The sequence below is a fragment of the Catellatospora sp. TT07R-123 genome (assembly GCF_018327705.1).
Lineage (GTDB): Bacteria > Actinomycetota > Actinomycetes > Mycobacteriales > Micromonosporaceae > Catellatospora.
Genome location: NZ_BNEM01000001.1, coordinates 38,367 through 63,670 on the forward strand (window position 1 = coordinate 38,367; position 25,304 = coordinate 63,670).

The following is a 25,304-nucleotide window of genomic DNA, read 5'->3' on the forward strand; positions in this document are numbered from 1 at the left end:
GTCATGGGCTGTGTGTACCGGCTCCGGTAACGGTTGGGCCAAGAATGAGCACTGACCCGGCAGCTGGGACGCGCCTGGTTGGAGCACCGGGACGGCAGGGGCAACGCGTTTGCCCGCTGCGGCCTAGCATTTCGCCAGTGCTCGTCGAGGAGGCCGTCATGCCGCTGCTGGTCCGGATCCGCCCCAACCTGCCTTACCTGGCGTTGCTGGCCCTGGGAGCCGCGCTGGTCGTGTTCGCGGGACGCATCGGCGGCGAGCTCAGACCGTTCCTGTTCGGCGGCGGGCTGGTGCTGCTGGTCCTGCTCGGCTATCCGGTGGTGGTGAGCACGGTGCTGCGGGTGCCTGTCCTGGCCGTGACGGCCGACGGTGTCCGGCTGCCGCTGATGGGTGTACGCCTGGCGTGGGACGAGATCGCCGAGGTCCGGTGGGACGTGAAGTCCTCCGCGACGCGCTCGATGCCGGTGCTGCTCATCGTGCCGACCTCGCCGGCGTGGGTGCTGCTGCGGATGCGGCCGTGGCTGCGCAGCGAAGGGCGGGCCCACCTGGCCCGATACGGCACCCCGATCGTGCTCCCGGACGTGTCGCTGGACCGGCCGCTGAAAGACGTCGCCGCCGCGATCTCGAACGGCCTCCCCCGCGACCCGTCCTGACCGCATCCGCACCCCACCGCGCCGCCCGTCCGCCCGCCCGTCGCAGCGTGCAGTTTCGGGGAAACTGCACGAATCATGGCCGCCATTCCAGCACTTTCCCCGAAACTGCACGAACCTGCCGCGCGCGTCGGCGGCGGGCGGCGGGAAGCGGGTGGGGTGAGGTGGGTGGATCCGGCGCGTCGGGGGCGGGGCGGCTGGTCGCGGGCGGGATGATCTGGTCGGCGGCCCGGCGGTGTGCCGCTCGTGGCACGAGGAGCCTGAGATGACCCAGCGGTTGATCACCCACCTGCGCCACGTCGACCTGGCGGTGCCCGATTTCTCCCGTCAGGTGGAGTTCTTCGCTGGGATGTGGGGGTTGAGCGAGGTCGCCGCCGACTCCGGGGTGGCGTTCCTGGCCGCGCCGGGCTCCCCGGAGCAGTACGCGGTGCGCGTGCGCCGGGCCGACGACAAGCGCCTGGACCTGATCGCGTTCGGCGCCGCCCGCCCCGCCGACGTGGACACGCTGGCCGAGCGGCTCGGCCGCGACGGGGTACGGCTGATCGGCGAACCGGCCCCGCTGGCGACCCCGGGCGGGGGCTACGGGTTCCGGTTCTTCGACGTCGACGGCCGTACCGTGGAGATCTCCGCGGACGTCAGTCCGCGCGCGCACCGCCGGATCGAGCCGCGCGAGTCGGTGCCGGTGCGGTTGTCGCACGTGGTGGTGAACTCCCCCGACCCGCAGGCCACGGCGGCGTTCTACACCCGGCATCTGGGGTTCGCCCTGTCGGACCGGCTCAGCCACCCGCACCGCGGCGACCTGATGTGGTTCCTGCGCTGCAACACCTGGCACCACAGCCTGGCCGTGTCGCGGGGCCCGCACGTGGCGCTGCACCACGCCTCGTTCGAGCTGCGCGGGCTGGACGAGTTCATGCGCGGCTGCGGCCGGATGATGCGGGCCGGGGTGGAGAAGGTGTGGGGTCCGGGACGCCACACTGCGGGCGACAACACGTTCAGCTACTTCCGGGACCCGCACGGCAACGTCGTGGAGTACACGACCGAGCTGGAGGAGCTCGACGAGGACCGCTGGCACCCGCACGTGTACGACTCCTCCGACCCGGCGATCTCCGACCAGTGGGGCACCGCGAACCCGATGAGCGAGCTCGTCGCCCGGCAGACGTTCAACGACCCCGACCGCGGGGTGTTCGTCGCTCCGCCGCTGTAGCGGACCGCACCGCCTGCGGCGAGGGATGATGGCAGCAGGAGGCAGCCGATGCGACCTACGCTGCGGTTGGGCACCATCGCCGGCATCCCGGTCGGCGTGCACTGGTCCGCGCTCGCGATCATGCTGCTGCTCGGGCACGGGCTGGCCACGGGCGTGCTGCCGCTGGGGGCGCCTGGTGGGACGGCCGCGGTGTACTGGGTGGTCGCGGTCGCGGTGACCGTGCTGTTCCTGGGGTCGCTGCTGGCGCACGAGCTCTGCCACGCGGTGGTGGCCCGCCACTACGGCGTCGGCGTACGCCGGATCACGCTGTGGCTGCTGGGTGGGGTGGCCGAGCTGGAGTCCGAGCCGCCGCACGCGCGGGCGGACCTGCTGGTGGCGCTGGCCGGTCCGGCGGCCAGCCTCGGGGCGGCGGCGGTGTTCGGGGTGCTGGCGGCCGGGGTGTACCTGGCCGGGTTGTGGGCGCTGGCCTGGGTGGCGCTGGCGTGGCTGGCGCTGGTCAACGCGGTGCTGGCGGTGTTCAACCTGCTGCCGGGGGCACCCCTGGACGGCGGCCGGGTGCTGCGGGCGGCGGTGTGGTGGTGGCGCGGCGACCGGGCGGTGGCGCAGCGGGTCGCCGCGTATGCGGGGATGGCCGTCAGCATGCTGCTGGTGCTGGGCGGAACGCTGCAGGTGGTGTACCTGCACAGTCTGAGCGGGTTGTGGCTGGTGCTGCTGGGCTGGTTCCTGCTGTTCGCGGCGCAGGCCGAGCAGACCGACTTCCAGGTGCGTACGGCGATGGCGGGGCTGACCGTGGCCGACGCGATGGTGCCGCCGCCGGTGTGCGGGTACGTCAGCCAGCGGGTCGCGGACTTCGTGGCCGTGGCCCGCCTGCACCGCCCCGCCGACGTCTACCCGGTGCTGACCCCGGACGGCGACGCCGCCGGGCTGGTGACGCTGGCGGCCCTGGCGCGGGCGACCGCGGCGCAGCGGGCCGAGCAGACGCTGCGCGACCTGCGGGTGCCACCCGACCGGGTGGTGGTGCTGGCCCCGGACACGCCGCTGGCCGACGTCGCCCGGCCGGTCATGGCCGCCCGGCTGCCCGCGCTGGTGGTGTCCGGCGGGGTGCCGGTCGGGCTGCTGAGCACCGCGGACCTGGCCCGTGCCGCCGACATGAACTCGCTGCGCCGGGGCTGAGCGCGGTCAGCGGCCCCGCCCTGGCCCGGCGCCCGGCTGCCCGGCCGCCCTGCTCGCGGACTGGCTGCGCGCCCTGCACCGCCTGTCGGCCGAGCCCCTGTCCCCCGCCCTGGCTACCACTCCGGCGCCAGATCCTGCTGGCTGATCAGGGCGTCCAGCGGTTCGAGCCGACGGCGCAGCGTACGGGCATCCGCCGGGGGCAGGACCGCCAGCACGCTGTCGAGCAGCCTCCGCTCGCGCGGCGGGTCGGCGCAGCAGCCGTACTCGCCGCAGGTGCGCAGGTGTTCGCGGCCGGTGCGGTCGGCGCGGGCGAAGTCCTGCCACAGCCTCAGGGCGGCGTGGACGGCCCCGGGATGGCCGCGGGTGCGTTCCCAGCGGGCGATGACAGCCTGGCCTCGGGCGGAGACGCCCTCGACGGCGGCGATCCGCTCGCCTGGCCGACGGCGGCGGTGCAGGTCGGCCCGTACCTGGCCGGGTGCGTTACGACCCATGGGCCTTTCTGGTGATCGTCATGCCCGGGATCGTCTCACGCCCACGCCACCGGGGCGACTCCATTGCGGAGCCGCCCCGGGGCGGTCAGAGCAGGGTGAAGGTCTTGCCGGTGAGGGTCACGTCGGTGGGCAGCGGGCCCGGCGCCAGCCCCGCCGGGCGCGGCCGCAGGCCGCTGACGTCGCCGAAGCCGTCGCTCTGGTCCGTGACACGGACCGTCACCGGCCCCGACCCGGCGAAGCGCAGCCGCACCTCGACGCCGTCCGGCGGCAGGCCGTGGAACACGAAGCCCCAGCCCCACCGTCCGGCGCGGACGGGCGCGGCGACGTCGACCGGCACCTCGACGCCGTCGACGATCGCGGCGACCGGCTGCGGACCGTCGGCGGCCACGTGGAACGACACCACCGGGGCCGCCCGGGTCGAGCGCAGCGCGAACACCGTCGACCGGTCACCGGCGGCGGCCAGCAGCTCCGGCAGCGGGGTCAGCTCCGGTGGCGTCAGCTCGATCCTGGGGGCAGGACCGGTGCGGTAGTCCGACAGCAGCGGGCCGACCAGCGTCGGGAACGTCGGTTCCGGGGACTCGACCGGGCCGGTGAGGTAGCCGGAGGTCCAGTCGTCGGCGGCGGCGTCGGGCGACAGCCAGCGGGCGGTGCCGGTGTCGGCGTCGTAGGCGTACAGCAGGTGGGACGGGCGCGGGTGGTCGGCGTCGAGCGGGTCGGTGACCAGCCCGGTGGCGAACAGCACCGCGACCGCCGCCGCCCCGGCCGCGGCGACCACCCCGGCGCGGCGGCGCACCAGCAGGTCCAGCAGCGGCAGCGCGGGCACGGCCAGCAGCGCGATCAGGGCGGCCGGGGCGGCGCCCGCGGCCAGGCCCAGCGCCGGGTACAGCAGCCCGATCACCGGTGCCGCCACCAGCAGCGTCACCAGGGCACCGGCCTGCACCGCGATCGGCCACCACGGCACCAGCCCCGGCCGGGCCAGGGCGAGGCCGCCCGCGACGGCGCTGACCAGCACCGGCAGGCTGAACAGGTACGAGGCCCCCGGCGCGACCGGTGCCAGCGCCGCCCCGAGCACGCCGAGCCAGGTGAGGCCGCCGGTCAGCAGGGCCGCCGCGCCGAGCCGCCGCCGCATCAGCAGCCACCAGCCCGCTGCGGCGAGCAGCGCGACCGCGGTCAGCGCGGCGCGGTACCAGCCCGGTTCGTAGGGGTCGCCGAGGACGAACGCGGCGTACTCGGGGCGGATCGCGACGGCGAGCTGCCAGAGGGCCACCGCTGCGGCCACGGCGGCGACGACCGGGGCGAGGCCGGTGCCGACGGCGACGGCGTAGCGGCCGAGGGTGAGCTGCTCGGCGCGGCGGGCCAGCGCGACCAGGGCGGCCAGGGCCAGCAGCTCGGCGGCGGCCAGCGGCAGCACCAGGGTGTTCGGGTAGCGGACGAGGCCGAGCGGGGTCCAGAAGTAGGTGTCGGCCCCGTCGTCGAGGTGGGCCAGGTCGGCACCGCCGAGCGAGCGGGCCAGGCCCAGCACGAGCTCGCCCTCGTGCTGGAGGCTGGCGCCGCCGACGTGGTCGGCCGAGTCGCCCGGGGTGTGGTAGCGGGCGGAGCCGTCCAGGTAGGCGACGTTCAGCCCGGCGACGCCGGCCTCGCGCCACTCGGTGAAGTCGGTGTCGTTGGGCAGCCGCCGGTAGACCTCGGCCGACAGGGAGAACCCCAGCGGGGTGGGGGTGGCGGCGTAGTGGCCGATCAGCGTGCTGTTGGCGGGCGAGGTCTCGAACATGAGCGCGGGGCCGTGGTCGCCGCGGGCCTCCAGGTTGACCACGACGGCGGCGGCCGGGTCGGGGCGGCGGGTGTCGAGGAACAGGCGGGCGCCGAGCAGACCCGGCTCCTCGCTGTCGGTGAGCACGAGCACGGTGTCGTTGCGGGCGGCAGGACCCTCGGTGAGCGCACGCGCGGTCTCCAGCAGGGCGGCGACCCCGGCGGCGTCGTCGTTGGCGCCGGGCCCGGTGCGGACCGAGTCCAGGTGGGCGGTGAGGTAGACGGTGCCGGTGCTGGCGGTGCCGGGGCGGCGGGCGGTCAGGTTGGTGACCCGCCCGATCGGCACCGGGGCGCCCAGGCGGGGGTTCGCGACGGTGCCGGTGACGGGCTCGACGGTCCAGCCGAGGCTGCCGAGCTGCTGCGCCGCGTAGTCCAGGACGCGGGTGTGGGCGGCGGTGCCGACCGGGTGGGGCTGGCCGGCGACGGCCCGGACGTGGTCCATGGCCCGGGTGGCGGAGAACCGGCCGGTCGGGGCGTCCGCTGCCGCGGGGGCCGGCGGGCGCATCGCCAGCAGCACGACCGTGGCGGTGGCGAGCAGGACGAGCAGGGCCGCGGCGCCGGTGGCCACCGGGCGGCGGAGGAGGGGGGTCGGCTGCACCTGCGGAGTGTATGTGCTCATGGGAATCTGCGAATACCTCGGCGGTCCGCGCCGGGCCGGTGCCCGGCGCGGACCTCAGTTCGTCAGATGGGGTTCCAGCCGTCGGATCCGGCCAGGTACTTCTGCGGGGTGTAGTTGGCCGCCTGCGCGTCGCTGAGCTGCGGCCGGTTGCTGTTGACGCCTGCCCCGGCACCGGTGTTGCGGTATTCCAGGAACCGGGCGTTCTGCCAGGTGCTGGTGGACATGTCGGTCCACGGCTGGGCGGTCTTGATGGTGCCGGTCAGGGTGGACTCGCGGTAGAGCACCTGCGCGTCCTGCCGCCACGGCCGCCCGAGCTGGGTGGTGTTCGCGGTGGCGCCGGAGACGGTCGACTTGTAGATCAGGAAGCCGTACCTCCGGTCGGCGGGGGTGCTGGCGGCCGTGATCGGGCCGCCGGTGGTGCGCTTCTCGTAGATCTGGCAGGCGTTGAAGACGGCGATGCCGCCGCCGTAGATGAAGTCGACCGTGCCCTCGACGTACGAGTTGACGAAGTACACCCGGGCCGAGTTGTTCACCAGCAGGGTGTCCTGGTTGCTCAGCAACCGTACGTTGTCGAACCGGCCCCGGTCGACGTTGAGGTTGAGCGCCAGCGTCTGCACGCCGATGCCGTAGTCGTTGGACACGGTGAGGTTGGTCGCCGCGAAGTCGTGTCCGAACACGGCCACGGTGGCGCCGTTGTTGGCGCTGCCGTCGGCGGCGGTGTGGTTGTTGACGATCACCGTGGCACCGGCCGACGAGCCGAGGCCCTGGAGGGTGACGTACGGCTTGTCGGCCGGGACCACCACGGTCTCGCGGTAGGTGCCCGCCTTGATGGTGATGACCCGGCGGCTGCCGTTGCCGGAGGGCACCGCGTTGATCGCCGCCTGGACGCTGGTGTACTGCCCGGTGCCGTCGGCCGCGACCGTCGGGGTGCCGGGCGGCGTGCTGGGCGCGGTGCCGACCAGGTTGAACGCGATCTGCATGCGGGCGATGTCGGAGCAGGTCTCCTGCACGATCGGGTTGTTGCCCGCCGTGGAGCCGTCCTTGTCGCTGACGCACTGCGCGGTCGCGGCGCCGGTCACCAGGTACTTGCCGGACGCCGCCGACGAGGCGCTGAAGGTCCACAGCTGGTTGGCCTGCGCCGTGCCGCAGCCCCACTGCTGGAGCTGGGTGCCGGAGGTGGTGGAGGCGCCCGGCACGTCGGCGCACATGCCGCTGTTGACGTTGACGAGCTGGAACTTCCCTGAGCTCGCCACGACCCGCCACTGCTGGCGGGCGGCCCCGGCCGCGCAGGCGGCCTGGGTCAGCTTCGTGCCGGAGGCGGTGGAGTCGCCGGGCACCTCGACGCACTTGCCGCTGGCGCCGGGCACGAGGGTGTAGACGCCGCCCGCGACCGGGGCGACGGCCGCCTGCGAGGCGGCGGGCAGCAGCACGGCCGCGACGGGGACCGCCACGACCAGGGCCAGCGCGGCCAGCAGCGGCCTGATGACACGGGTACGGGTCATCTCAGGCTCCGATGTTCGACTGGGGACCGGCGTACGTGGTGACCAGCGACGGCACGTTGGCGGCCGGGTCGAGGGTGTAGGAGTAGAACGACGACGGGTCGAACGCCGACCCGTTGGTCTGTGCCTTGCCGGTGCAGTTGACGAGGATGCTGCCCCGCTGCACGAGCTGCGCGGCCGTGGTGTCCGGGTAGTACGGGTTGGCCACGTTCTGGAAGTAGCTGTTCTCCAGCACCATCTTCGTGGCGCCGCGCGACAGGTTGCCGTACGACGTGACGTTCTGCAGGTAGTTGTTGTACAGGTGCGCGTAGGCGACGTTGTCGGTGCTGGGGTTGCGCTGGTTGGTGTCGTGGATCCAGTTGTGGTGGATCGTCATCCGCGCGGTGACGTTGTCGGTCCAGCCGATGCCGAACGTCTTGTTGTGGTCGGACAGCACGTTCCACGACACGGTCAGGTACGTGGTGTCCTTGCGGCTGTCGATCAGGCCGTCGTTGGTGTGGGTGATCAGGTTGTGGTCGATCCAGATGTGGTCGGCGGTGTCCATCTGGATGCCGTCGTAGTCGAACTCCTTGTCGTCGGGGTCGTCGGAGGCGACCTCGGTCTCGCCGATGGTCAGGTTCCGGATGATCACGTTGTGCACCCCGGTGCCGAGGAAGATGCCGCCGTGCAGGATCTTTCCGTTGCGGCCGACCCCGATCAGGGTCTTGTTCGAGGTAACCGGGATCTCGTAGCCGAAGGTCGGCACGGTGATCGCCGCGTTGATCCGGATCGTGTACGCCGACGACGACGTCGCGTACTTCAGCAGGTCGGCGTAGGTGGTGACGGTGACGGTGGCACCGCCCGCACCGCCTGTCGTCCCGGCGGCGAACCCGTCGGCGGTGTTGGACCAGGTGCGGCCGGAGCCCGTCGGGCTGGGCGCGGCGCCGACGAGGTTGAACGACCACTGCATCCGGGCGATGTCGGCGCAGGTCTCCTGCACGATCGGGTTGCCGCCGGCGGTGGAGCCGTCCTTGTCGCTGACGCACAGGCCGCTGGAGACGCCGGTGATCCGGTACTTGCCGGAGGCGGCGGCCGACGCGGTGAAGGTCCACGACTGGTTGGCCTGCGCCGAACCGCAGCCCCACTGCTGGAGCTGGGTGCCGGACGCGGTGGAGGCGCCGGGGACGTCGGCGCACATGCCGCTGTTGACGTTGACGAGGTTGTACGCGCTGCCGGCGGCGGTGACCCGCCACTGCTGGTAGGTCGCGCCCGCCGAGCAGGCGGCCTGGGCGAGCTTGGTGGCGGAGGCGGTGGAGCCGCCGGGCACCTCCAGGCACTTGCCGCTGGCACCGGCGACGACGGTGTAGACGCCGCCGGGCAGCGGCGCGGTCGCGGCCTGCGAGGGCAGCATGGACACGCCGACGACCGCGGCGGGCACGGTGATCAGGACAGCGGCCGCGGTGATCAGCCGGGTCGCGGTCCGGGAACGGGGACGGGACGGTTCGAGCATCGGACGGCCTTCCTGCGCGCCCGGCGGGGCGCGCACGTGGTGGGACCGCCGCCTCTGTCCGTAGGGAGGGCAGGCGCGGGGTCCGGCGGGTCGCGGCAGTCCTGCCGGGCGACAGGCCTGCCGACGGTCGCCCCGGTCCGGCGGACCGGAGCGACCGTCGGCAGTAGACGGACCGCGTCACCCCCGGATAACGCATCCCGCACAAGATTTTTTCCTGGTATCGCGACGACCTGCGCCGCAAGGAGAATTCACGCAGTCTTTACAACAAACTCGACGCTGTGCCACGATGGCGCCCGCGCCCCGCACCGGACGTCCGACCCCCATCCCGGAAACGGCCCGCCGATGAATCCCGCCCCCGACACCGGACTGGTCCGAGCGGCGCAGGCCGGTGACCCCCGGGCGTGCCAGGACCTGTTCGCCGCGCACCTGTCGCTGGTGTACAACGTCGTCGGCCGCGCGCTGGACGGGCACCCGGACACCGACGACGTGGTGCAGGAGACCATGCTGCGCGCCGTGGCCGCCCTGCCGCGGCTGCGCGACCCGGACCGGTTCCGTTCCTGGCTGATCGCCATCGCGGTCCGGCAGACCCAGGAACGCGGACGGGCGCGCGGCACGTCCCAGGCCCGCCTGCGGCAGTGGGACGGCTGGACCGAGCTGCCCGATCCTGCGGCCGATCCGGAGGGCGAGACCCTGGCCAACGTCAGCCTGTCCGCGCAGCGGCGCGAGGTCGCGGCGGCCGCCCGCTGGCTCAGCCCGGCCGAGCAGAGCCTGCTCGCGCTGTGGTGGCAGGAGGTGGCGGGCGTGCTGAGCCGCACCGACCTGGCGGCCGCCCTGGGCATCACCGTCGCCCACTCGGCGGTACGCGTGCAGCGGATGAAGGCGCAGCTCGACCTGGCCCGGCAGGTGGTACAGGCGTGGCGGGCCGACCCGCGCTGCCCCGGCCTGGACACGGCTGCCCGCGCCCCCCGGCGCGATCGGGGTCCGCTGTCGCTGCGCCGGGCCGGGCAGCACGTCCAGGACTGCGCAGCGTGCGCCGGACGCCTGGCGCCGCTGGTGCCCGCCGAGCGCCTGCTGACCGGCGCCACGCTGCTGCCGGTGCCGGTCGCGCTGGCGGCGAAGGTCGCCGGACTGCTGAGCACGGGCACGCTCGCGGCCGGTGCCGGTTCGCTCGGCCTGGCCGTCGGCGGCTGGCTGCGCCGCGCCGCGGCCGGGCTGAGCACCAAGACGGCGGCCGTCGGCGGATCGTCGCTGGCCGCGGTGACCGCCGCGGCGGTGCTCGCGGTCCACTACCTGCCTGCTTCGACGCCACCAGCTCAGGCGGACCCGGCACGGCCCACGCCGTCGGCGGCGGCGAGTGCCGCGCCGAGCGCAAGCCCGGCCGCGAGCCCATCCCGGCGGCCGCCGACGGCGGCACCGCCGCTGACCGGGGTGGCCACTGCCGACCTGTATGTGGCACCCGACGGCAGCGACGGGAACCCGGGCACGCTCGCCGCCCCGCTGGCCAGCCTGAACCGGGCGGTCGAGCTGGTCCGGGCCGGTCAGACCATCGCGCTGCGCGGCGGGACCTACCGGGCGGCCGCCCCGGTCACCATCACGACCAGCGGCACCGGGTCGCAGCGGATCACCCTGAGCAACTACCGCGGCGAGCAGCCGGTCCTCGACGCGACCGCGATCCGCGGCAACCAGTGGTACGTGACCCAGCGCGCGTCGTACTGGACCGTGCAGGGGCTGGCCGTACAGCATGCCAAGACGTTCCCGTATGTCTGCGTGAGCTGCCGCGGCTCGGTCTTCCAGCGGCTGGCGATGCACGACAACGGTGCCACCGGGCTGGTGCTGCGCGGACCCGGCACGGTCGGCAACCAGGTGCTCGACAGCGACTTCCACGACAACCACGACGACGCCGCGCACGGCGCCAACGCTGACGGGGTCGCGTTCAAGGACGGCGACGGAGCGGGCAACATCATCCGGGGCTGCCGCGCGTTCCGCAACGCCGACGACGGCATCGACCTCAGCGGGTTCGCCGACCCGGTGACGGTGGAGCACAACTGGGCGTACGGCAACGGCGTCAACCGGTGGGCCCTGGCCGACTTCGCCGGGGCGGGCACCGGGTTCAAACTGGGCGGCGGCGACCCGATCCCGGCCGCCACGCACGTCGTACGGGACAACGCCGCCTGGGACAACGCCAGCTACGGCTTCACCGAGCAGGGCAACCCCGGCGCGATCAGGGTCACCGGGAACACGGCGTTCCGCAACGGCGGCGACGGGTTCGCGTTCTGGTTCTCCCCCTCCTTGCTGGAGGCCAACCTGGCGCTGGGCAACGGGCGCGACGACAACCGGGGCGACACCGCCCGCGAGAGCGGCAACTCGTGGAACCAAAGCGGCTGGAGCACGGCCCTGCTGCGCAGCGCCGATCCGGCCGCCGCCGAGGGACCGCGGCGCGCGGACGGCACCCTGCCGGGCACCGCGTTCCTGACCACGACCCGCCCCGGCGTCGGGGCGCGGATGGCACCCTAGCCGGTATGGCAGGCCACGACCGGCCGCAGCCGCGTTCAGTAGAGGACGGCGTAGAGGGCCCACTCGCCGTGGCCCCACATCCACGAGCAGGCGGCGCGCTCAGCGATGTGCTCCTGAAGGAGCCACTGCACGTCGTTGAGGCAGTCCTGCTGTTCGGGATAGAAATCGTAGATCTCCCCGGGCGGCGCGGCGGCGGCGGAGGTGGCGATGACGCCGAGCCCGGACAGGGTGAGCCCTGCGGCCAGCGCGCTGGCGACGGCGATCTTCCTGAGGTTCATCGGATATCTCCCTGAGGCCGGCAGCCATGCCGTTCCGTATCGGCTTAGCCGCACTGAGTAGTGTCATTGCCGCGCAGAACTTATGTGATACATGGGTCTCTGTCAATATATTGGCGGCCCGCCCAGGATGAAGGCGCTGCCAGGCGCCGACCCGACGGTGCGGCGCCGGGCGCGGGGGGCACACTTCCAGGGTGAGCGACGATCTCGACGCGGTGGCCGCGCTGAACGACCCGGTCCGCCGGGCGCTGTACGACTACGTCGCGGCACAGGGCAGGCCGGTCGGCCGCGACGAGGCGGGGCAGGCGGCGGGGGTCTCCCGTACGCTGGCCGCCTTCCACCTGGACAAGCTGGCCGAGGCCGGGCTGCTGGAGATCGACTTCAGGCGGCTGACCGACGCCCGGCCCGGACCCGGCGGCGGCCGCCCGGCGAAGGTCTACCGCCGTGCCCGCACCGCCCGCAAGGTCACCCTGCCCGAGCGCGACTACGAGCAGCTGGCGGGCCTGCTGGCCGAGGTGGTGCACGACCTGGACGCCGACGGCCGCGCCACGACCGCGGCGGCTGCGGCCGGACGGCGTCTGCACCGGCCGGGCGCCTGGCTCGACACGCTGCGCGAACGCGGCTACGAGCCGTACGACGACGGCGACCGGATCCGGCTGCGCAACTGCCCCTTCGACCGGGTGGCCCGGGAGCAGCCGCTGCTGGTGTGCGCGATGAACCTGGCGCTGTGCCAGGGCGTGGCGGGCGAGGACGCCGCGGCCGCATTGGACCCCCGCCCCGACGAGTGCTGCGTCTCCTTCTCTAAAAACAAAAATCGTTGACATAGAATGGCGGCGGGTGGTCTGCTGTGGCCATGCATCTCGCGCAGCTGAACATCGGGCACCTCGTCGCGCCCGTCGACGGTCCGGAACTCGCCGAGTTCGTCGCCCTGCTCGAACCGATCAACACCCTGGCCGACGAGGCACCCGGATTCGTGTGGCGGCTCAGGGAGTCCGAGACCGACCCGACGGCGACCTTCCAGCACCGGTTCGGCGACGACCTGCTGCTCAACATGTCGGTCTGGCGCACCCGCGACGACCTGTGGAACTACGTCTACCGCACCCGGCACCTGGCGGTGCTCCAGCGGCGCCGCGAGTGGTTTCACCGGTCGCTGGAGGTCAGCAGCGTGATGTGGTGGATCCCCGAGGACCACCTGCCGGAGGCGGCCGAGGGCATGGCCCGGCTCGCCCGGCTGCGCGAGCAGGGCCCGGGGCCGGAGGCGTTCACCTTCAAGGACTTCCACGAACCGGCGGCCGCGCAGGCCTGACCGGCGCGAAGACGCCGCCCCGCCCGGACGGCGGGCGGGACGGCGGTGGCGCTCAGCGGACCAGTGCTCAGAAGACCGGCACGCCCGCGCGGACCAGACGCCAGTTCGGCTGGAAGAAGTCGGCCGGGTCGATGACGCCCCTGGCCTGCGCCCAGTCGATCAGCAGCTGGCGGATCTCCTGCTGGGCGTTGTACACCTGGGGCTTGACGATGCCGGGGAAGCCGCCGCCGCCGCTGCGGCGGTAGTTGTTCACCGCGATCACGAACTGGTCGGCGTCGGCCACCGGCGTGGTCGTGCCGCCGTGGTACAGCGCGGTGATCCGCTGCCCCACCGGCCTGCTGACGTCGATGTCGTAGTCGACGCCGGACAGGGTGTCGTAGTTGTAGTCCGGCACCGCCGGGTCGCTGATCACGGCCGGGTCGACCGCGTCACCGACCGCGAAGGTCTTGAAGTACTTCGCCGAGTACTCCAGGTAGGCGCGCACCTCGGCGCCGGACAGCACGACGGCTTCGAGGGTGTTGTCGTAGATGTACAGGCCCGCGACGTCCTTGATCTTCACGTCCCCGGCCGGGAACAGCGCGGTGCGGCTGAACGGCGCCGCGATCGACAGCACCGGCAGGGCCGCGTACTGGGTCGAGGCGAGCGCGGCGGCGACCGTGTCGGTCTGCACCTTGTTGATGAAGTCCAGGATCGGGGTGTCGCGGTAGCGGGACTCCGCCGCCGACAGCTCGACGGCCGACGTGGCGACCACCTGGTTGATGTAGGTCACCGTCTTGTCGTGCTGGGCGCGCACCGCCGCCACGACGGCCGGGTCCTCGACCACGGTGTTCGTGTTGAGCATGGTCGCGTGCTTGCTCACGACCTGCCAGCGGCCGCGCTCGCGGGTCAGGGTGAAGTCCATCCGGGTCACCCGCTGGCCCCACTTGGACGGCTCCGAGGTCAGCACCTGTACGCCGGTCTGCTCGTTGACCACGAACTTCTCGACGATCTCGCTGTGCGCGTGGCCGAACAGGATCGCGTCGATGCCCGGCACCTGCTGGGCGATCAGCGCGGTCGGGTTCTCGTTCGGCAGCTCGGTGCCGTAGCTGGACACGCCGCTGTCGCCGCCGTGCGCCGAGATCAGCACGATGTCGGCGCCGCGCTCCCGCATGATCGGGACGTACTTCGCCGCAGTGGCGATCATGTCCTCGAACCGCAGCACGCCCTCGACGTTGGCCCGGTCCCAGATCGCCACGCCCGGGTTGGTCAGGCCGAGGATGCCCACGCGCAGCGACGGCGCGCCGTGGCCCAGCGACACCTTCTTGATGACGTACGGCGTGAACGCGGGCTTGCCGTTGCGGGCCTTGACCGCGTTGGCGGCCAGCGCCGGGAAGCCCAGCTGCCTGATCCACAGGTCCAGCAGCGGCAGGCCGTAGTTGAACTCGTGGTTGCCCAGCGTGACGGCGTCGTAGTCGATGACGTTCATCGCCCGCGCCATCGGGTGCCGCTCGCCGGTGGACGTGATCGGCTCCTGCTTGGCGTAGAACGTCGCCAGCGGGGTGCCCTGGATGGTGTCGCCCGCGTCCAGGACCAGGGTGGCCCTGCCCCGGCGCTCGGCGCGGATCTGGTTGACCAGGGTGGCGACCTTGGCCACGCCGACGTCGTTGTGCGCGCTGTCGTCGTACTCCTTGTCGCGGTAGTAGTCCCAGTTGAAGACGTTGCCGTGGGTGTCGGACGTGCCCAGGACGGTCAGGTCGTAGGTCTTGGGCTGCCCGCCTGCCTGCGCCGGGGCGGCGACGGCCAGCGGTCCCGCGACCGCGGCCGCGGCCGCGCCGGTGAGCAGCTGCCGCCGGGACGGCATACCGGAGGGTGGGGTCATCTCTCGTGCCTTTCCGAGGGGATCGCGCCCGGTGGGGCGCCACCCACGCACCCTAGTCAAACGGCTGACCGCGTCGCCATCCGATCGGCGCCGACGCATAGCCGCATGGACAACCGTCAGCGGGACAGATGCGGGGCGACCTGCTCGGCGATCAGCTCGAACGAGCGGATGCGGGCGTCGACGTCGTACACGAGGGTGGTGAGCATCAGCTCGTCGGCGCCGGTCCGGGCCAGCAGCCCCGACAGCTGCGCGGTCACCGTCTGCGGCGAGCCGAGCGCCTGCCCGGTGCGCCGGGAGAGCACGAACTCCCGCTCCATCGGGGTGTACGGGTACTCCGCCGCCTCCCGCGGGCTCGGCATCCGCCCCGGCCGCCCCTGCCGCAGCCGCAGGAACGACAGCCCGGCCGGACCGGCCAGCCACTCCGCCTCGGCGTCGGTCGGCGCGCACACGGCGCTGACCGCCACCATCGCGTACGGCTGCTCCAGCCAGCGCGACGGCTGGAACGCGTCGCGGTAGACCGACAGCGCAACGTCGGTGTTGGCGGCGCTGAAGTGGTGCGCGAACGAGAACGGCAGACCCAGCCGACCCGCCAGCCGGGCGCTGAAGTCGCTGGAGCCCAGCAGCCAGATCGCCGGGGCGTCGCCGCGGCCGGGCACGGCCGTGACCCGGGGCGTGCCCGTGCCGGTGCCGAAGTAGTCGATCAGCCGGCCCAGCTCCTGCGGGAAGTCGTCGGCCGACAGCGCCTCCATGCTGCGGCGCAGCGCCAGCGCGGTGACCTGGTCGGTGCCCGGGGCCCGGCCCAGGCCCAGGTCGATGCGGTCGGGGTGCAGCGCCACCAGGGTGCCGAACTGCTCGGCCACCACCAGCGGGGCGTGGTTGGGCAGCATCACCCCGCCGGAGCCCAGCCTGATCGTGCTGGTGTTCGCGGCCAGGTGGGCCAGCAGCACGGCCGGAGCGGAGCTGGCGATACCGGGCATGTTGTGGTGCTCGGCGACCCAGAACCGGTGGAAGCCCAGCTGCTCGGTGCGCTGGGCGAGCCGGGTGGTGTGCGACAGGGCCTCGGCGTGGGAGGCGCCGTCGGCGACGGGTGCGAGATCGAGCACGGACAGCGGTACAGAGGTCACGAAGCCCAGCAACCCCGGCCGGGCCGAAACCCTTCCCCGTCCGACGGAGATCACATCCGGCATGGCGGGGTAGAGCCGGTTCGGGCAGATCATGCGCGAGGATGGGGGCATGAGTGACGCGACGACGGTGCGGCTGGCACGCGGAGCGGTGATGCCCCGCCTCGGGCTGGGCACGTGGCCGATGGACGACGCCCAGGCCGCACGCAGTGTGGCGGCGGCGGTCGAGGCCGGGTACCGGCTGTTCGACACGGCCGAGAACTACGGCAACGAGCAGGGTGTGGGCCAGGGTGTCCGCGACGCGGGGGTGCCGCGGGAGGAGCTGTTCGTCACGACGAAGTTCAACGCGCAGTGGCACGGCCGCGACCTGGTCCGCCAGGCGTTCGACGCCTCGGCGCAGCGGCTGGGCCTCGACTACGTCGACCTGCTGCTGATCCACTGGCCCAACCCGGGGCAGGACCGCTTCGTCGACGCGTGGCGGGGCATGCTGGACCTGCTGGCCGAGGGCCGCCTGCGGGCGGTCGGGGTGTCCAACTTCAAGCCCGCGCACCTGCAGCGGCTGCTGGACGAGACCGGTGAGCTGCCGGACGTCAACCAGATCCAGCTCAGCCCGTACACCACGCGTACGGACGCGCGGGCGTTCCACACCGAGCACGCCATCGTCACGCAGACCTGGAGCCCGCTCGGGCGGGGCACGGAGCTGCTGGAGGAGCCGGTGATCGTCGACGCGGCGAAGGCGCACGGGCGCACCCCGGCCCAGGTGGTGCTGCGCTGGCACCTCCAGCTGGGGCTGAGCACGGTGCCGAAGTCGGCCCATCCGGAGCGGATGCGGGAGAACCTCGCCGTGTTCGACTTCGCGCTGACCGACGCCGAGATGGCGCACATCTCCGGGCTCGACCAGGGCGAGCAGGCGGCCGCCGACTCGGACGCGTTCGGGCACTGACCGGGCGCCGGCGTCGGCGGCTACATCGGACGGTTGACGGCGTACCGCGCCGGGTTGACCGGGACGGCCCGCTGCGGTTGCACGCGCCCGCGGCCCGGCCGCTGCCACGATGTGGCCGGGGAGGTGGTGCGGCGATGCGGTTCGTCTTTGCCCTGGCCGACACGGAACACGAGCTGGAGCTGCGGCTGGGCCGTCCGGACGCGACGGTCGGCGACCTGGCGGCGGCGCTGGACCTGGGCGGTGACCTGCTGGTGGACGGCCGGGTCAGCCGGGCCGAGACGGCGCTGGCCGAATCGGGGCTGGTCGCCGGGGCGCGGGTGAGCGTGGCCGGGGCGCCGCCGACGGTGGCGCCGCCGCCGCTGGCGGTGCTGCGGGTGGTGGGCGGTCTGGAGGCGGGCCGGTCGGTGCCGCTGGGCGCCGGGCGGACGATCCTGGGCCGCGCGCCGGAGGCCGGGGTACGGCTGTCGGCCCCGGACGTGTCGCGGGAGCACTGCGCCGTCGACGTGGCACCGGACGGGCGGGTCACGGTGACCGACCTGGGCTCGCTCAACGGCACCGACGTCGGCGGCGCCCGGATCACCGGCCCGGTGGCCGTGGGCGCCGACGACGTGGTCTGCCTGGCCGGACAGGTGCTGGTACGGGTGCTGCCCCCGGCCCGGCTGGACCGGACCCAGCACGTCAACCCGGTCCGCGAGGCCCGGCCGGGCGGCACGATGCCGTTCAACCGGCCGCCCCGCCCCGCCGGGGCCGCCACCCCGGACCCGGTGCGGGTGCCCGCGACGCCGTCGGCGCCGTACCGTACGCCGTTCAACCTGGCGCTGTTCTTCGGGCCGCTGCTGATGGCGGCGATCATGGTGGGAGTGGTCGGCGACTGGCGGTATGCCCTGTTCGCGCTGCTGAGCCCGATGATGTTCATCGGCGAGTTCATCGAGCAGCGCACCCGGGGCCGGATCAGCCTGCGCCGGGGGCGCCGCGACCAGGCCCGCGCGATCGAGCAGGCCCGCGACAGCCTGGCGGCCATGCGGGCGGCCGACATCCGCGCCCGGCACGCGGCCGGGCCCGACCCGGCGCGGCTGCTGGCCCTGGCGCAGGGGCCGGGGGTGCGGCTCTGGGAGCGCCGCCCCGACTCCCCCGACTTCCTGCGCCTGAGTGTCGGGGTCGCCGACCAGCCGTGGCGGCCGCCGCTGATGGCCGACAGCGGCCAGGAGCCCGCGCCGGGCGCGGTGCGGGAACTCGACGTCCCGCAGACCCTGCCGCAGGTGCCGGTGCTGGTGTCGGCAGCCGCCGGGGCGGTGGTCGGATTGCAGGGCGACCGGGCGGCGGCGCTGGCGGTGGCCCGGTCGCTGCTGTGCCAGGCGGTGGTGACCAGCGGGCCCGCCGACGTCACGGTGGCGGTCTTCACCGACACCGGCCGCGCCGCCGACTGGGACTGGACGAAGTGGATCCCGCACGGCACCGCGCCCCGCACGGGCACCGCCCGGCTGGTCGCGGTCGGGGACGAGCAGTCCTCGGCGCTGGCCCGCGCGCTGCTCGCGGCCGGGGCGCCGGACGAGCGGCAGCGCCGGCAGGTGCTGCTGGTCGTCGTCGACGGGGCGGCGCTGCTGGAGGGGCGGCCGTGCCCGCTGCGGGAGCTGCTGGCCTCGGGCGCGGTGCCGTGCGGGGCGATCGTGGTCACCGACCGGCTGCCCGCGCTGTGCACGTCGGTGCTGACCGTCGGCGCGGACCGCACCGGCCGCCTGGCGGACGTCGCCACCGGTACGGAGCTGACCGGCATCCTGCTGCAGGGCATGCCGGAGCGGTACGCCCGCCGCACCGCCCGCGCCCTGGCCCGGTTCGACGACCCGGAGCTGCCGGTCGACGGCGCGGGCCTGCCGGACCAGGTCAACCTGCTGCCGCTGCTGGGCCTGCCCGAGGTCACCGGCAGCGCGCTGGCGGCGCGCTGGCGGGCCGGCGCCGACGCGCTGCGGGTGCGCGCGGTGCTCGGGGTCAGCGAGCGGGAGCTGTTCCAGATCGACCTGGACGACGACGGTCCGCACGGCCTGATCGCCGGCACGACCGGTTCGGGCAAGAGCGAGCTGCTGCGCACGATGATCGCGGCGATGGCGGTGGAGACCGACCCGCAGCATCTGACGTTCGTGCTGGTGGACTACAAGGGCGGCGGGGCGCTGGACGAGTGCGCGCGGCTGCCGCACGTGGTGGGGCTGGTGACCGACCTGGACGAGCAGCTGGGCGAGCGGGCGCTGCGCTGCATGGAGGCGGAGCTGAGGCACCGCGAGCACGCGCTGCGCGACGCGGGGGTCAGCCACGTGCGCGACTACCAGCGGCTGCGGCGTACGTCGCGGCCGGAGCTGGAGCCGATGCCGCGGCTGGTGGTGGTGATCGACGAGTTCGCGACGCTGGTCAAGTCGCTGCCGGACTTCGTGGACTCGCTGGTAAGCATCGCGCAGCGGGGCCGCAGCCTCGGCATGCACCTGATCATGGCGACGCAGCGTCCGGCGGGTTCGGTCAGCGACGCGATCAAGAACAACGTGAAGCTGCGGATCGCGCTGCGGCTGGAGAGCACCGGCGACTCGCTGGACGTGATCGACAGCCCCGTCGCGGCGGGCATCGGCAGCCGCCAGTGGGGCCGGGCCTACTACCGGCTCAGCGCCCGGGAGATGCTGCCGGTGCAGACGGCGCTGTCGACCGGTGTGACGCCCGCCGACTCGGCCGCGGCGGCGGTCACGGTGGCGCCGTTCGCGCTGGTGGCGGCGGTGCGGACCGAGGCCGGGGACGAGGGCGGCGAGCACGATCTGCTGCGGATCGTGGGGGCGGCGCGGACCGCGTGCCAGACCGCGGCGATCACCGCGCCGCGCCGGCCGTGGCCGGACCCGCTGCCGCCGCTGATCGGGCTGGGCGGGCTGGGCCCGGTGCACCGCGGCCTGCTGTCGGAGCTGGCCGGGCGGCCGGCGATCGCGCTGGCCGACGACCCGGACCGGCAGGCGCAGTACCCGGTCGGCTGGGACCCCGACGCCGGGAACCTGTTGGTGTACGGCGCGGTCGGCGCGGGCACCACGACGGCGCTGGCGACCCTGGCCCTGGCCGCCGCGGGCGCCGCGCCCCCGGATCGCCAGCACCTGTACGTGGTGGACCTGGGTGCCGGGGACCTGGCGCCGCTGGCCGCGCTGCCGCACACCGGCGCCTACATCGGGGCCGCCGAACGGGAGCGGCAGTCCCGGCTGATCCGGCTGCTGCGCCGGGAGCTGGACGCCCGCAAGGCGGGGGCGCCGCAGACGCCCTGGCTGGTGCTGATCGACAACGTCGGCGCGCTGCTGGCCGACTACCAGCGCGACGTGGCCGGGATGGCGCTGGCCGACGAGCTGTCGCGGGTGTACGCCGACGGCCCGGCGGTCGGCGTGCACGTCGCGGCGACCGCCGACCGGTCCGGGTCGGTGCCGAACGCGTGGGGCGCGGCCACGCAGCAGAAACTGCTGCTGCGCCTGGCCGACCCGGGCGAGTACGGCGCCTTCGACGTGCCCCGCGTCGCCGTCCCGGCGTTCACCCCGGGCCGGGCGGTGGTCGCCGCGACCCGGCAGGTGATCCAGCTCGCCCATCCGGGCCCCGACCTGGCCGCCGCGGTCGCGGACACGGCCGCGGCGTATCCGGGGGCGGCGCGGACGGCGCCCGTGGTCGGGGCGCTGCCCCCGCGGCTGCTGCTGGCCGACCTGGACGGCAGACCCGAGCTGGGCGCCGAGCCCTGGTGGCTGCCGATCGGGCTGGGCGCCCAGTCCCTGACCCCGACCGGCCTCACCCTGTACGAGCAGGAGCACGCCGTGATCGCCGGCCCGTCCCGGTCGGGGCGCAGCACCGCGCTGTGCGCCGTCGCGGTCGCGGCGCTGGGCGCGGACCCGGCCCCGGCTGTGGTCGCCTACACCCCGCGCCGCTCGCCGTTGCGGGAGCTGGACCCCCGGGTGCGCGCGTGCGGCGACTACGAGTCGCTGCGCGCGGTGCTGGCCGACACGGACCGGCCGACGCTGCTGCTGGTCGACGACGCCGAGGCCGTGTCCGACCAGGTGGGGGACGTGCTGGACAAGTGGCTGGCCAGCGGCGGCCCAGGGCGGCACCTGGTGGCGGCGGGCCGGGCCGACGGCATGCGCCGGGCGTACGGCGGCTGGATCCAGCGGGTGCGCGACTGCCGGACCGGCGTGCTGCTGGTGCCCGACCACGATCTCGACGGCGACCTGCTGGGGGCGGCGCTGCCGCGCCACGACCGGATGGCGCCGGTGCCCGGTCGCGGCTACCTGGTCGCCGACGGCACCGTCGACGGCATCCAGCTCGCCCTGCCGGGGGTGTAGTACCGGCAGGTCACGGTAGGCAGGTCAGGGTAGGCAGCGCAGGGCCGCGTCGATGCTGGCCGGGGCGGCGGGCAGCAGCGGCAGCCGTACCGCCGCGGTGGGGATGCGGCCCTGCGCGTGCAGCACTCCCTTGATCACGGCGGGGTTGGGCTCGGCGAACAGCGCGGCCGACAGGCGGGCCAGGCGGTGCCCGAGCGGTCTGGTCCGCTCGGACCGCCCGGCGCGCCAGTCGTCGGCCAGCGTGACGAACTGGGCCGTGGCGATGTGCGCCGAGGCCAGGATGGCGCCCGGGGCGCCCAGGGCCAGCATCGGCGACAGCAGCGTGTCGGTGGCGGCCAGCACCGCGAACCCCGGTGGCGGGTCGGCGAGCAGGTCGACCGCGTCGGCGTCGACGGCGACGGGGGCGTACTTGACCCCGGCGACCCCGGCGAGCGCGGCCACGCGGCGCAGCGCCCCGGCCGACAGGTCCTGCCCGGTGCGGTGCGGCACGTGGTAGACGACCAGCGGCACCGGGCTGGCGGCGGCGAGCGCGGCGAAGTGCGCGACCACGCCGTCCTCGCCGGGGCGCACGAACGGCGGCACCAGGCACAGCGCCCCGGTGACGGCGGGATGTCCGGCCAGCGCCCGCAGCTCGGCGGCGGTGTTGGCGCCGACCAGCAGCGGCACGCCCCGGCGGTGGCACACCGCGGTCAGGGTGTCGAGGACCCCGGCCCGCTCGGCGTCGTCCAGCGCCGCGGGCTCGGCGGTGGTGCCCAGCGCGACCAGGCCGGACGCCCCGGCCGCCAGCATGTCGTGGGCGAGGTCGCGCAGGACGCCGTACGCCACGGCGCCGGTGGAGTCGAAGGGGGTGATCAGGGGGACGTGCACGCCGGACAGGGTCATGCAGCCACCCTCGCCCGCCCCATCCGAAAGGTCCAGTTCCGATAACTGCGGTGATTCGTAAGCTGAACTTATGCTCGACGTACGGCGGCTGCGGCTGCTCAGCGACCTGGACCGGCTCGGCACGATCGCGGCGGTGGCCGCGCTGCGCGCGTACACCCCGTCGGCGGTGTCGCAGCAGCTCGCCGCCCTGGAACGCGAGGCCGGGACGGCGCTGCTGCGGCGCAGCGGCCGCCGGGTGGAGTTCACCGCCGCCGGGCGGGTGCTGGTCGGCCACGCCGCGACCGTGCTGGCCGCGCTGGAGCAGACCACCGCCGCGCTGGCCGCCGTCCGGTCCGGGCCAGCGGGCCTGGTCCGCATCGGCGCCCAGCCCAGCGCCGTACGCAGCGTGCTGCCCGCGGCCATGGTCGCGCTGGGCCGCGACCACCCGGCCCTGGACCTGTCGGTCAGCGAGCTGGACCCGGTCGCGGTGCCGGGCGCGCTGCGCGACAGCCGCCTGGACGTGGGCCTGCTGCACGACTACGACGTGGTCCCCGCCCCGGCCGATCCGGCGCTGGAGTCGGTGCCGCTGCTGGACGAGACGGTGTACCTGGCGGTCGCGGCCGGCGCACCGGTCACCGCGCTGGCCGACACCGGCGGCACCGACTGGATCCTGGCCAGCCCCGGGACGCTGTGCCACGAGGTCGCGCTGCGGGTCTGCCGGGGCGCCGGGTTCACCCCGCGCGCCCGGCACCACATCGACGACTTCGCCGCCGTGCTCGCCCTGGTCGCGGGCGGGCAGGGGGTCGCGCTGGTGCCCGAACTCGCGGTGGCCGCACCCGAGCCGGGGGTACGGCTCATCGCCGCGCCGACCCGGCGCCGCACCCGGATCGGCTACCGCCGAGGTGCCGCCGCCCATCCGGCCGTGGCGGCCGTCGTCGCCGCGCTGCGGGAGGCGGCCCGCGCGTTCCCGCGCCGCACCCCGGCATCCGATTCCGTCGCGCACACGGGTGCGGAGCAAGGGCCGGTGAGCGGAGCAGAGTCGGCGGACCGACTACCGCCGCAGTTGTAGGCGGTCTACCACCCTCGGCGGAGGCGCAATTCCACCTGGCGCCGGTCGACCTGGACCGCGACCGGCTGCGAGTCTCGGCATCGGACAGTCGAGGCGCCTGGGGAGGAACGCGATGGCCGAGCCGTACGAGCGCGTGAACTACGACTTCGGCGCCGCCGACCGGCTCGCCTCGGCCCTGACCGCCGCCGCCGACCGGACCCACTCGGTGATCGCCCAGCGGCAGGCCGAGCGCAGCCGCCAGCTCGGCGAGGCTCCCGGCCTGAGCTGGAACGGCCGCCACCGCCGCGACTTCGAGCGCGACTTCACCCGCCAGCAGAAGGCGCTGATGGCGCTGGAGCAGGACCTGCGCGACGTGCTGCGGGTGCTCAACCGCACCACCGAGCAGGCTCACGACGCCAGCCTGCGCCACCACTGAGGCGCGGCGATGGGAACCGACTCCGCGATCACCGAGCACCTCACCGCGTACGCCGACCGGTGCACGCCCGCCGATGAGGGCCTGCGCGACCTGGTCACCGGTCAGCTGCGCCCGGCGATCCTCAACTTCTTCAGCCAGAACACCCCGAAGGACGACGGGCAGAACGTCGACCTGTCGGCGCTGAAGGCCCGCCTGGGCGGCGTCTGCACCGTCGTGTCGGTCGACGCGCGGCTGCTCGCGCAGGCGAACGACGCGGCGCGGCTGGATGCCTGGGTCAAGCAGATCGGGCGGGCGTTCGAGATCGCGGGCAGCCAGGGCCCGGTATCGGGCCCGGTCGCGCCGGGGCAGACCCGGCCGGTGGTCCGCACCGCCGACCCCGACGTGCTCGCCGACCTGGCCGCCCACCTGCCGTCCATGGACGCCGGCAAGGAGCTGGCGGCCAAGGCCAAGGAGGGCGCCAACGATCCGAAGACGATCAAATGGGTGTCGGAGCAGCTCGGGCTGCACGGCGGCGACCCGTACTACCTCGCCGCGGTGTTCAACAACCTCGACCCCAACGATCTGGCGCGGCTGCTGCGCGACCCGGCCAACGGCAGCCTGCTGGCGTACGCGTTCGCCAAGAACCTGATCACGCCCGAGGCCGCCAAGAAGATCATCGAGGCGATCAGCCACGTCTCCGGCGGCTACGAGATCAGCCCGGAGTACCAGTACCTCCCCGCCGACGCCCGCAACGCGCTGCTGCAGTACCTCGCCGCCGACCCGGCCGCCGCCAGGAACTTCCTGGCCGCCATCGGCCCCGACGGCTGGAAGAAGCTGTTCAACCTGTACGCCGGACAGCCCGTGCCCGGCTCGCACGACTACCCGCTGCGGGTCTTCAAGGTCGTCCTGGACGACACCTCCGACCCGAAGGAGGTGGCGCGGCTGCTGGACCAGCTCGCCGACAGCCTGCCCGGCAACGTCGACGAGGCCGAGTTCAAGCAGTTCGAGCCGCTGCTCAAGCAGCTGCTGACCACCAACATCCCGAAGCTGCTGGGCCCGGTGCCGCCGTTCGGCGAGCACTCGACCCGCGACATGCAGGACTGGATCAACCGGTTCGCGATCGAACTGGACCGGGTGAAGAAGTTCAGCGACTGGGCCGAGCAGCACTACAAGGATGCCGGAGACCGCAAGAAGCTGGTCCCCGACCTGATCTTCGGCATCCTGCTGGAACTCGGGGGCGGCAAGATCACCGAGACGCTCACCGAGAAGCTCGGCGGCACCAAGGCCGCCGAGATGCTCGCCGATGAGCTCACCGGCCTGATCCCGACCGACAAGCTCCAGGAGTGGCTGGACAAGAACTTCGAGCCCAAGCCCGGCGACGACTACGACCCGCACAAGTACAGCCGGATCGCGGCCCTGACCACGATCGTCTACTCGCTGGTGGCGCAGAAGCGGATCAAGCTCGGCGGCAAGCCTGTCACCTGGGAGCAGCTCCAGAACGACGAGGACTTCAAGAAGATGATCGAGGCCTTCGCCGACAACCGTCCCCCGGAGGACAAGGACAAGGTCGACGAGGCGTTCAAGAAGCGGCGCGGCCTGCTCCAGTGGGCCCAGAAGTACGACCTCGACACCGGGACGCTCTACACCGCGGTCATCACCCTCGATGAGAACCTGCTGCCCTAGCCGACCGGCCGGGGC

General features: G+C 73.9%; 19 protein-coding genes. 11 read left to right on the forward strand and 8 right to left on the reverse strand.

Features of this window, described 5'->3' with window-relative positions; all coding sequences use genetic code 11:
• Positions 1-137 precede the first annotated feature (137 nt).
• The 3 genes from Cs7R123_RS00210 (at position 138) to Cs7R123_RS00220 (ending at position 3,024) form a co-directional block, all read left to right on the forward strand.
• Complete coding sequence (locus tag Cs7R123_RS00210; RefSeq protein WP_212822397.1) at positions 138-650, forward strand: hypothetical protein; 513 nt, start codon at positions 138-140, stop codon at positions 648-650.
• Positions 651-912: 262 nt separating this feature from the next.
• Positions 913-1,851 carry a VOC family protein gene (locus Cs7R123_RS00215; RefSeq protein ID WP_212822399.1) on the forward strand — a complete coding sequence of 313 codons (939 nt, stop codon included), beginning with the start codon at positions 913-915 and terminating at the stop codon, positions 1,849-1,851.
• Between the two features lie 48 nt (positions 1,852-1,899).
• The gene (locus tag Cs7R123_RS00220) at positions 1,900-3,024 is read left to right on the forward strand and encodes a site-2 protease family protein (RefSeq protein ID WP_212822401.1); all 1,125 of its coding nucleotides are present in this window, start codon (positions 1,900-1,902) and stop codon (positions 3,022-3,024) included.
• 113 nt (positions 3,025-3,137) lie between these two features.
• On the opposite strand, the gene Cs7R123_RS00225 is transcribed toward Cs7R123_RS00220, so the two are convergent.
• The 4 genes from Cs7R123_RS00225 to Cs7R123_RS00240 form a co-directional block, all read right to left on the reverse strand.
• Positions 3,138-3,515 (reverse strand): hypothetical protein, encoded by a 378-nt coding sequence (locus Cs7R123_RS00225; RefSeq protein ID WP_212822403.1) that lies wholly within the window; start codon positions 3,513-3,515, stop codon positions 3,138-3,140.
• Between the two features lie 85 nt (positions 3,516-3,600).
• Complete coding sequence (locus tag Cs7R123_RS00230) at positions 3,601-5,922, reverse strand: M28 family peptidase (protein WP_212822405.1); 2,322 nt, start codon at positions 5,920-5,922, stop codon at positions 3,601-3,603.
• Between the two features lie 83 nt (positions 5,923-6,005).
• Entirely contained in the window at positions 6,006-7,445 is a 1,440-nt protein-coding gene (locus Cs7R123_RS00235) for a pectinesterase family protein (protein WP_212822407.1), read from the reverse strand.
• Position 7,446: 1 nt separating this feature from the next.
• Entirely contained in the window at positions 7,447-8,931 is a 1,485-nt protein-coding gene (locus Cs7R123_RS00240; RefSeq protein ID WP_212822409.1) for an RICIN domain-containing protein, read from the reverse strand.
• 342 nt (positions 8,932-9,273) lie between these two features.
• On the opposite strand from Cs7R123_RS00240, the gene Cs7R123_RS00245 reads away from it, so the two are divergent.
• Positions 9,274-11,445, forward strand: coding sequence for a sigma-70 family RNA polymerase sigma factor (locus Cs7R123_RS00245; RefSeq protein WP_212822411.1), 2,172 nt, complete (start codon positions 9,274-9,276; stop codon positions 11,443-11,445).
• Positions 11,446-11,480: 35 nt separating this feature from the next.
• Here Cs7R123_RS00245 and Cs7R123_RS00250 read toward each other — a convergent pair whose 3' ends face one another.
• On the reverse strand, positions 11,481-11,723 hold the full coding sequence (locus Cs7R123_RS00250) for a hypothetical protein (RefSeq protein WP_212822419.1): 243 nt from the start codon (positions 11,721-11,723) through the stop codon (positions 11,481-11,483).
• A 191-nt stretch (positions 11,724-11,914) separates the two neighbouring features.
• Between Cs7R123_RS00250 and Cs7R123_RS00255 the strand changes: the two genes are divergently transcribed.
• The gene (locus Cs7R123_RS00255) at positions 11,915-12,541 is read left to right on the forward strand and encodes a metalloregulator ArsR/SmtB family transcription factor (protein ID WP_212822420.1); all 627 of its coding nucleotides are present in this window, start codon (positions 11,915-11,917) and stop codon (positions 12,539-12,541) included.
• A gap of 32 nt (positions 12,542-12,573) precedes the next feature.
• The gene (locus Cs7R123_RS00260) at positions 12,574-13,026 is read left to right on the forward strand and encodes a DUF3291 domain-containing protein (RefSeq protein WP_212822422.1); all 453 of its coding nucleotides are present in this window, start codon (positions 12,574-12,576) and stop codon (positions 13,024-13,026) included.
• A gap of 67 nt (positions 13,027-13,093) precedes the next feature.
• Here Cs7R123_RS00260 and Cs7R123_RS00265 read toward each other — a convergent pair whose 3' ends face one another.
• Together Cs7R123_RS00265 and Cs7R123_RS00270 are read right to left on the reverse strand one after the other, a co-directional pair.
• Complete coding sequence (locus Cs7R123_RS00265; RefSeq protein WP_212822425.1) at positions 13,094-14,884, reverse strand: bifunctional UDP-sugar hydrolase/5'-nucleotidase; 1,791 nt, start codon at positions 14,882-14,884, stop codon at positions 13,094-13,096.
• Positions 14,885-15,000: 116 nt separating this feature from the next.
• Complete coding sequence (locus tag Cs7R123_RS00270) at positions 15,001-16,008, reverse strand: LLM class flavin-dependent oxidoreductase (RefSeq protein ID WP_244871524.1); 1,008 nt, start codon at positions 16,006-16,008, stop codon at positions 15,001-15,003.
• A 109-nt stretch (positions 16,009-16,117) separates the two neighbouring features.
• Between Cs7R123_RS00270 and Cs7R123_RS00275 the strand changes: the two genes are divergently transcribed.
• On the forward strand, positions 16,118-16,948 hold the full coding sequence (locus Cs7R123_RS00275) for an aldo/keto reductase (RefSeq protein ID WP_212822427.1): 831 nt from the start codon (positions 16,118-16,120) through the stop codon (positions 16,946-16,948).
• A gap of 134 nt (positions 16,949-17,082) precedes the next feature.
• Positions 17,083-21,282 carry an FtsK/SpoIIIE domain-containing protein gene (locus Cs7R123_RS00280; RefSeq protein WP_212822430.1) on the forward strand — a complete coding sequence of 1,400 codons (4,200 nt, stop codon included), beginning with the start codon at positions 17,083-17,085 and terminating at the stop codon, positions 21,280-21,282.
• A gap of 24 nt (positions 21,283-21,306) precedes the next feature.
• On the opposite strand, the gene Cs7R123_RS00285 is transcribed toward Cs7R123_RS00280, so the two are convergent.
• The gene (locus tag Cs7R123_RS00285; protein WP_212822432.1) at positions 21,307-22,164 is read right to left on the reverse strand and encodes a dihydrodipicolinate synthase family protein; all 858 of its coding nucleotides are present in this window, start codon (positions 22,162-22,164) and stop codon (positions 21,307-21,309) included.
• Between the two features lie 70 nt (positions 22,165-22,234).
• Here Cs7R123_RS00285 and Cs7R123_RS00290 point away from each other — a divergent pair, with 70 nt between their 5' ends.
• The 3 genes from Cs7R123_RS00290 to Cs7R123_RS00300 all read left to right on the forward strand — a co-directional run bounded on the left by Cs7R123_RS00290 (position 22,235) and on the right by Cs7R123_RS00300 (position 25,289).
• On the forward strand, positions 22,235-23,212 hold the full coding sequence (locus Cs7R123_RS00290; RefSeq protein ID WP_212822433.1) for a LysR substrate-binding domain-containing protein: 978 nt from the start codon (positions 22,235-22,237) through the stop codon (positions 23,210-23,212).
• A gap of 112 nt (positions 23,213-23,324) precedes the next feature.
• Positions 23,325-23,627, forward strand: coding sequence for a hypothetical protein (locus tag Cs7R123_RS00295; RefSeq protein WP_212822434.1), 303 nt, complete (start codon positions 23,325-23,327; stop codon positions 23,625-23,627).
• Between the two features lie 9 nt (positions 23,628-23,636).
• Positions 23,637-25,289 carry a hypothetical protein gene (locus tag Cs7R123_RS00300; protein ID WP_212822435.1) on the forward strand — a complete coding sequence of 551 codons (1,653 nt, stop codon included), beginning with the start codon at positions 23,637-23,639 and terminating at the stop codon, positions 25,287-25,289.
• The last annotated feature ends 15 nt before the right edge of the window (positions 25,290-25,304 follow it).

What these genes read in the sequence shown, in the direction of transcription:
- Cs7R123_RS00285 (WP_212822432.1), bottom strand. Translation starts at nt 22,164, where the DNA reads ATGACCCTGTCCGGCGTGCACGTCCCCCTGATCACCCCCTTCGACTCC.
- Cs7R123_RS00280 (WP_212822430.1), top strand. Translation starts at nt 17,083, where the DNA reads ATGCGGTTCGTCTTTGCCCTGGCCGACACGGAACACGAGCTGGAGCTG.
- Cs7R123_RS00220 (WP_212822401.1), top strand. Translation starts at nt 1,900, where the DNA reads ATGCGACCTACGCTGCGGTTGGGCACCATCGCCGGCATCCCGGTCGGC.
- Cs7R123_RS00300 (WP_212822435.1), top strand. Translation starts at nt 23,637, where the DNA reads ATGGGAACCGACTCCGCGATCACCGAGCACCTCACCGCGTACGCCGAC.
- Cs7R123_RS00265 (WP_212822425.1), bottom strand. Translation starts at nt 14,884, where the DNA reads ATGACCCCACCCTCCGGTATGCCGTCCCGGCGGCAGCTGCTCACCGGC.
- Cs7R123_RS00240 (WP_212822409.1), bottom strand. Translation starts at nt 8,931, where the DNA reads ATGCTCGAACCGTCCCGTCCCCGTTCCCGGACCGCGACCCGGCTGATC.
- Cs7R123_RS00260 (WP_212822422.1), top strand. Translation starts at nt 12,574, where the DNA reads ATGCATCTCGCGCAGCTGAACATCGGGCACCTCGTCGCGCCCGTCGAC.
- Cs7R123_RS00215 (WP_212822399.1), top strand. Translation starts at nt 913, where the DNA reads ATGACCCAGCGGTTGATCACCCACCTGCGCCACGTCGACCTGGCGGTG.
- Cs7R123_RS00295 (WP_212822434.1), top strand. Translation starts at nt 23,325, where the DNA reads ATGGCCGAGCCGTACGAGCGCGTGAACTACGACTTCGGCGCCGCCGAC.
- Cs7R123_RS00290 (WP_212822433.1), top strand. Translation starts at nt 22,235, where the DNA reads ATGCTCGACGTACGGCGGCTGCGGCTGCTCAGCGACCTGGACCGGCTC.
- Cs7R123_RS00245 (WP_212822411.1), top strand. Translation starts at nt 9,274, where the DNA reads ATGAATCCCGCCCCCGACACCGGACTGGTCCGAGCGGCGCAGGCCGGT.
- Cs7R123_RS00250 (WP_212822419.1), bottom strand. Translation starts at nt 11,723, where the DNA reads ATGAACCTCAGGAAGATCGCCGTCGCCAGCGCGCTGGCCGCAGGGCTC.
- Cs7R123_RS00275 (WP_212822427.1), top strand. Translation starts at nt 16,118, where the DNA reads ATGAGTGACGCGACGACGGTGCGGCTGGCACGCGGAGCGGTGATGCCC.
- Cs7R123_RS00235 (WP_212822407.1), bottom strand. Translation starts at nt 7,445, where the DNA reads ATGACCCGTACCCGTGTCATCAGGCCGCTGCTGGCCGCGCTGGCCCTG.
- Cs7R123_RS00225 (WP_212822403.1), bottom strand. Translation starts at nt 3,515, where the DNA reads ATGGGTCGTAACGCACCCGGCCAGGTACGGGCCGACCTGCACCGCCGC.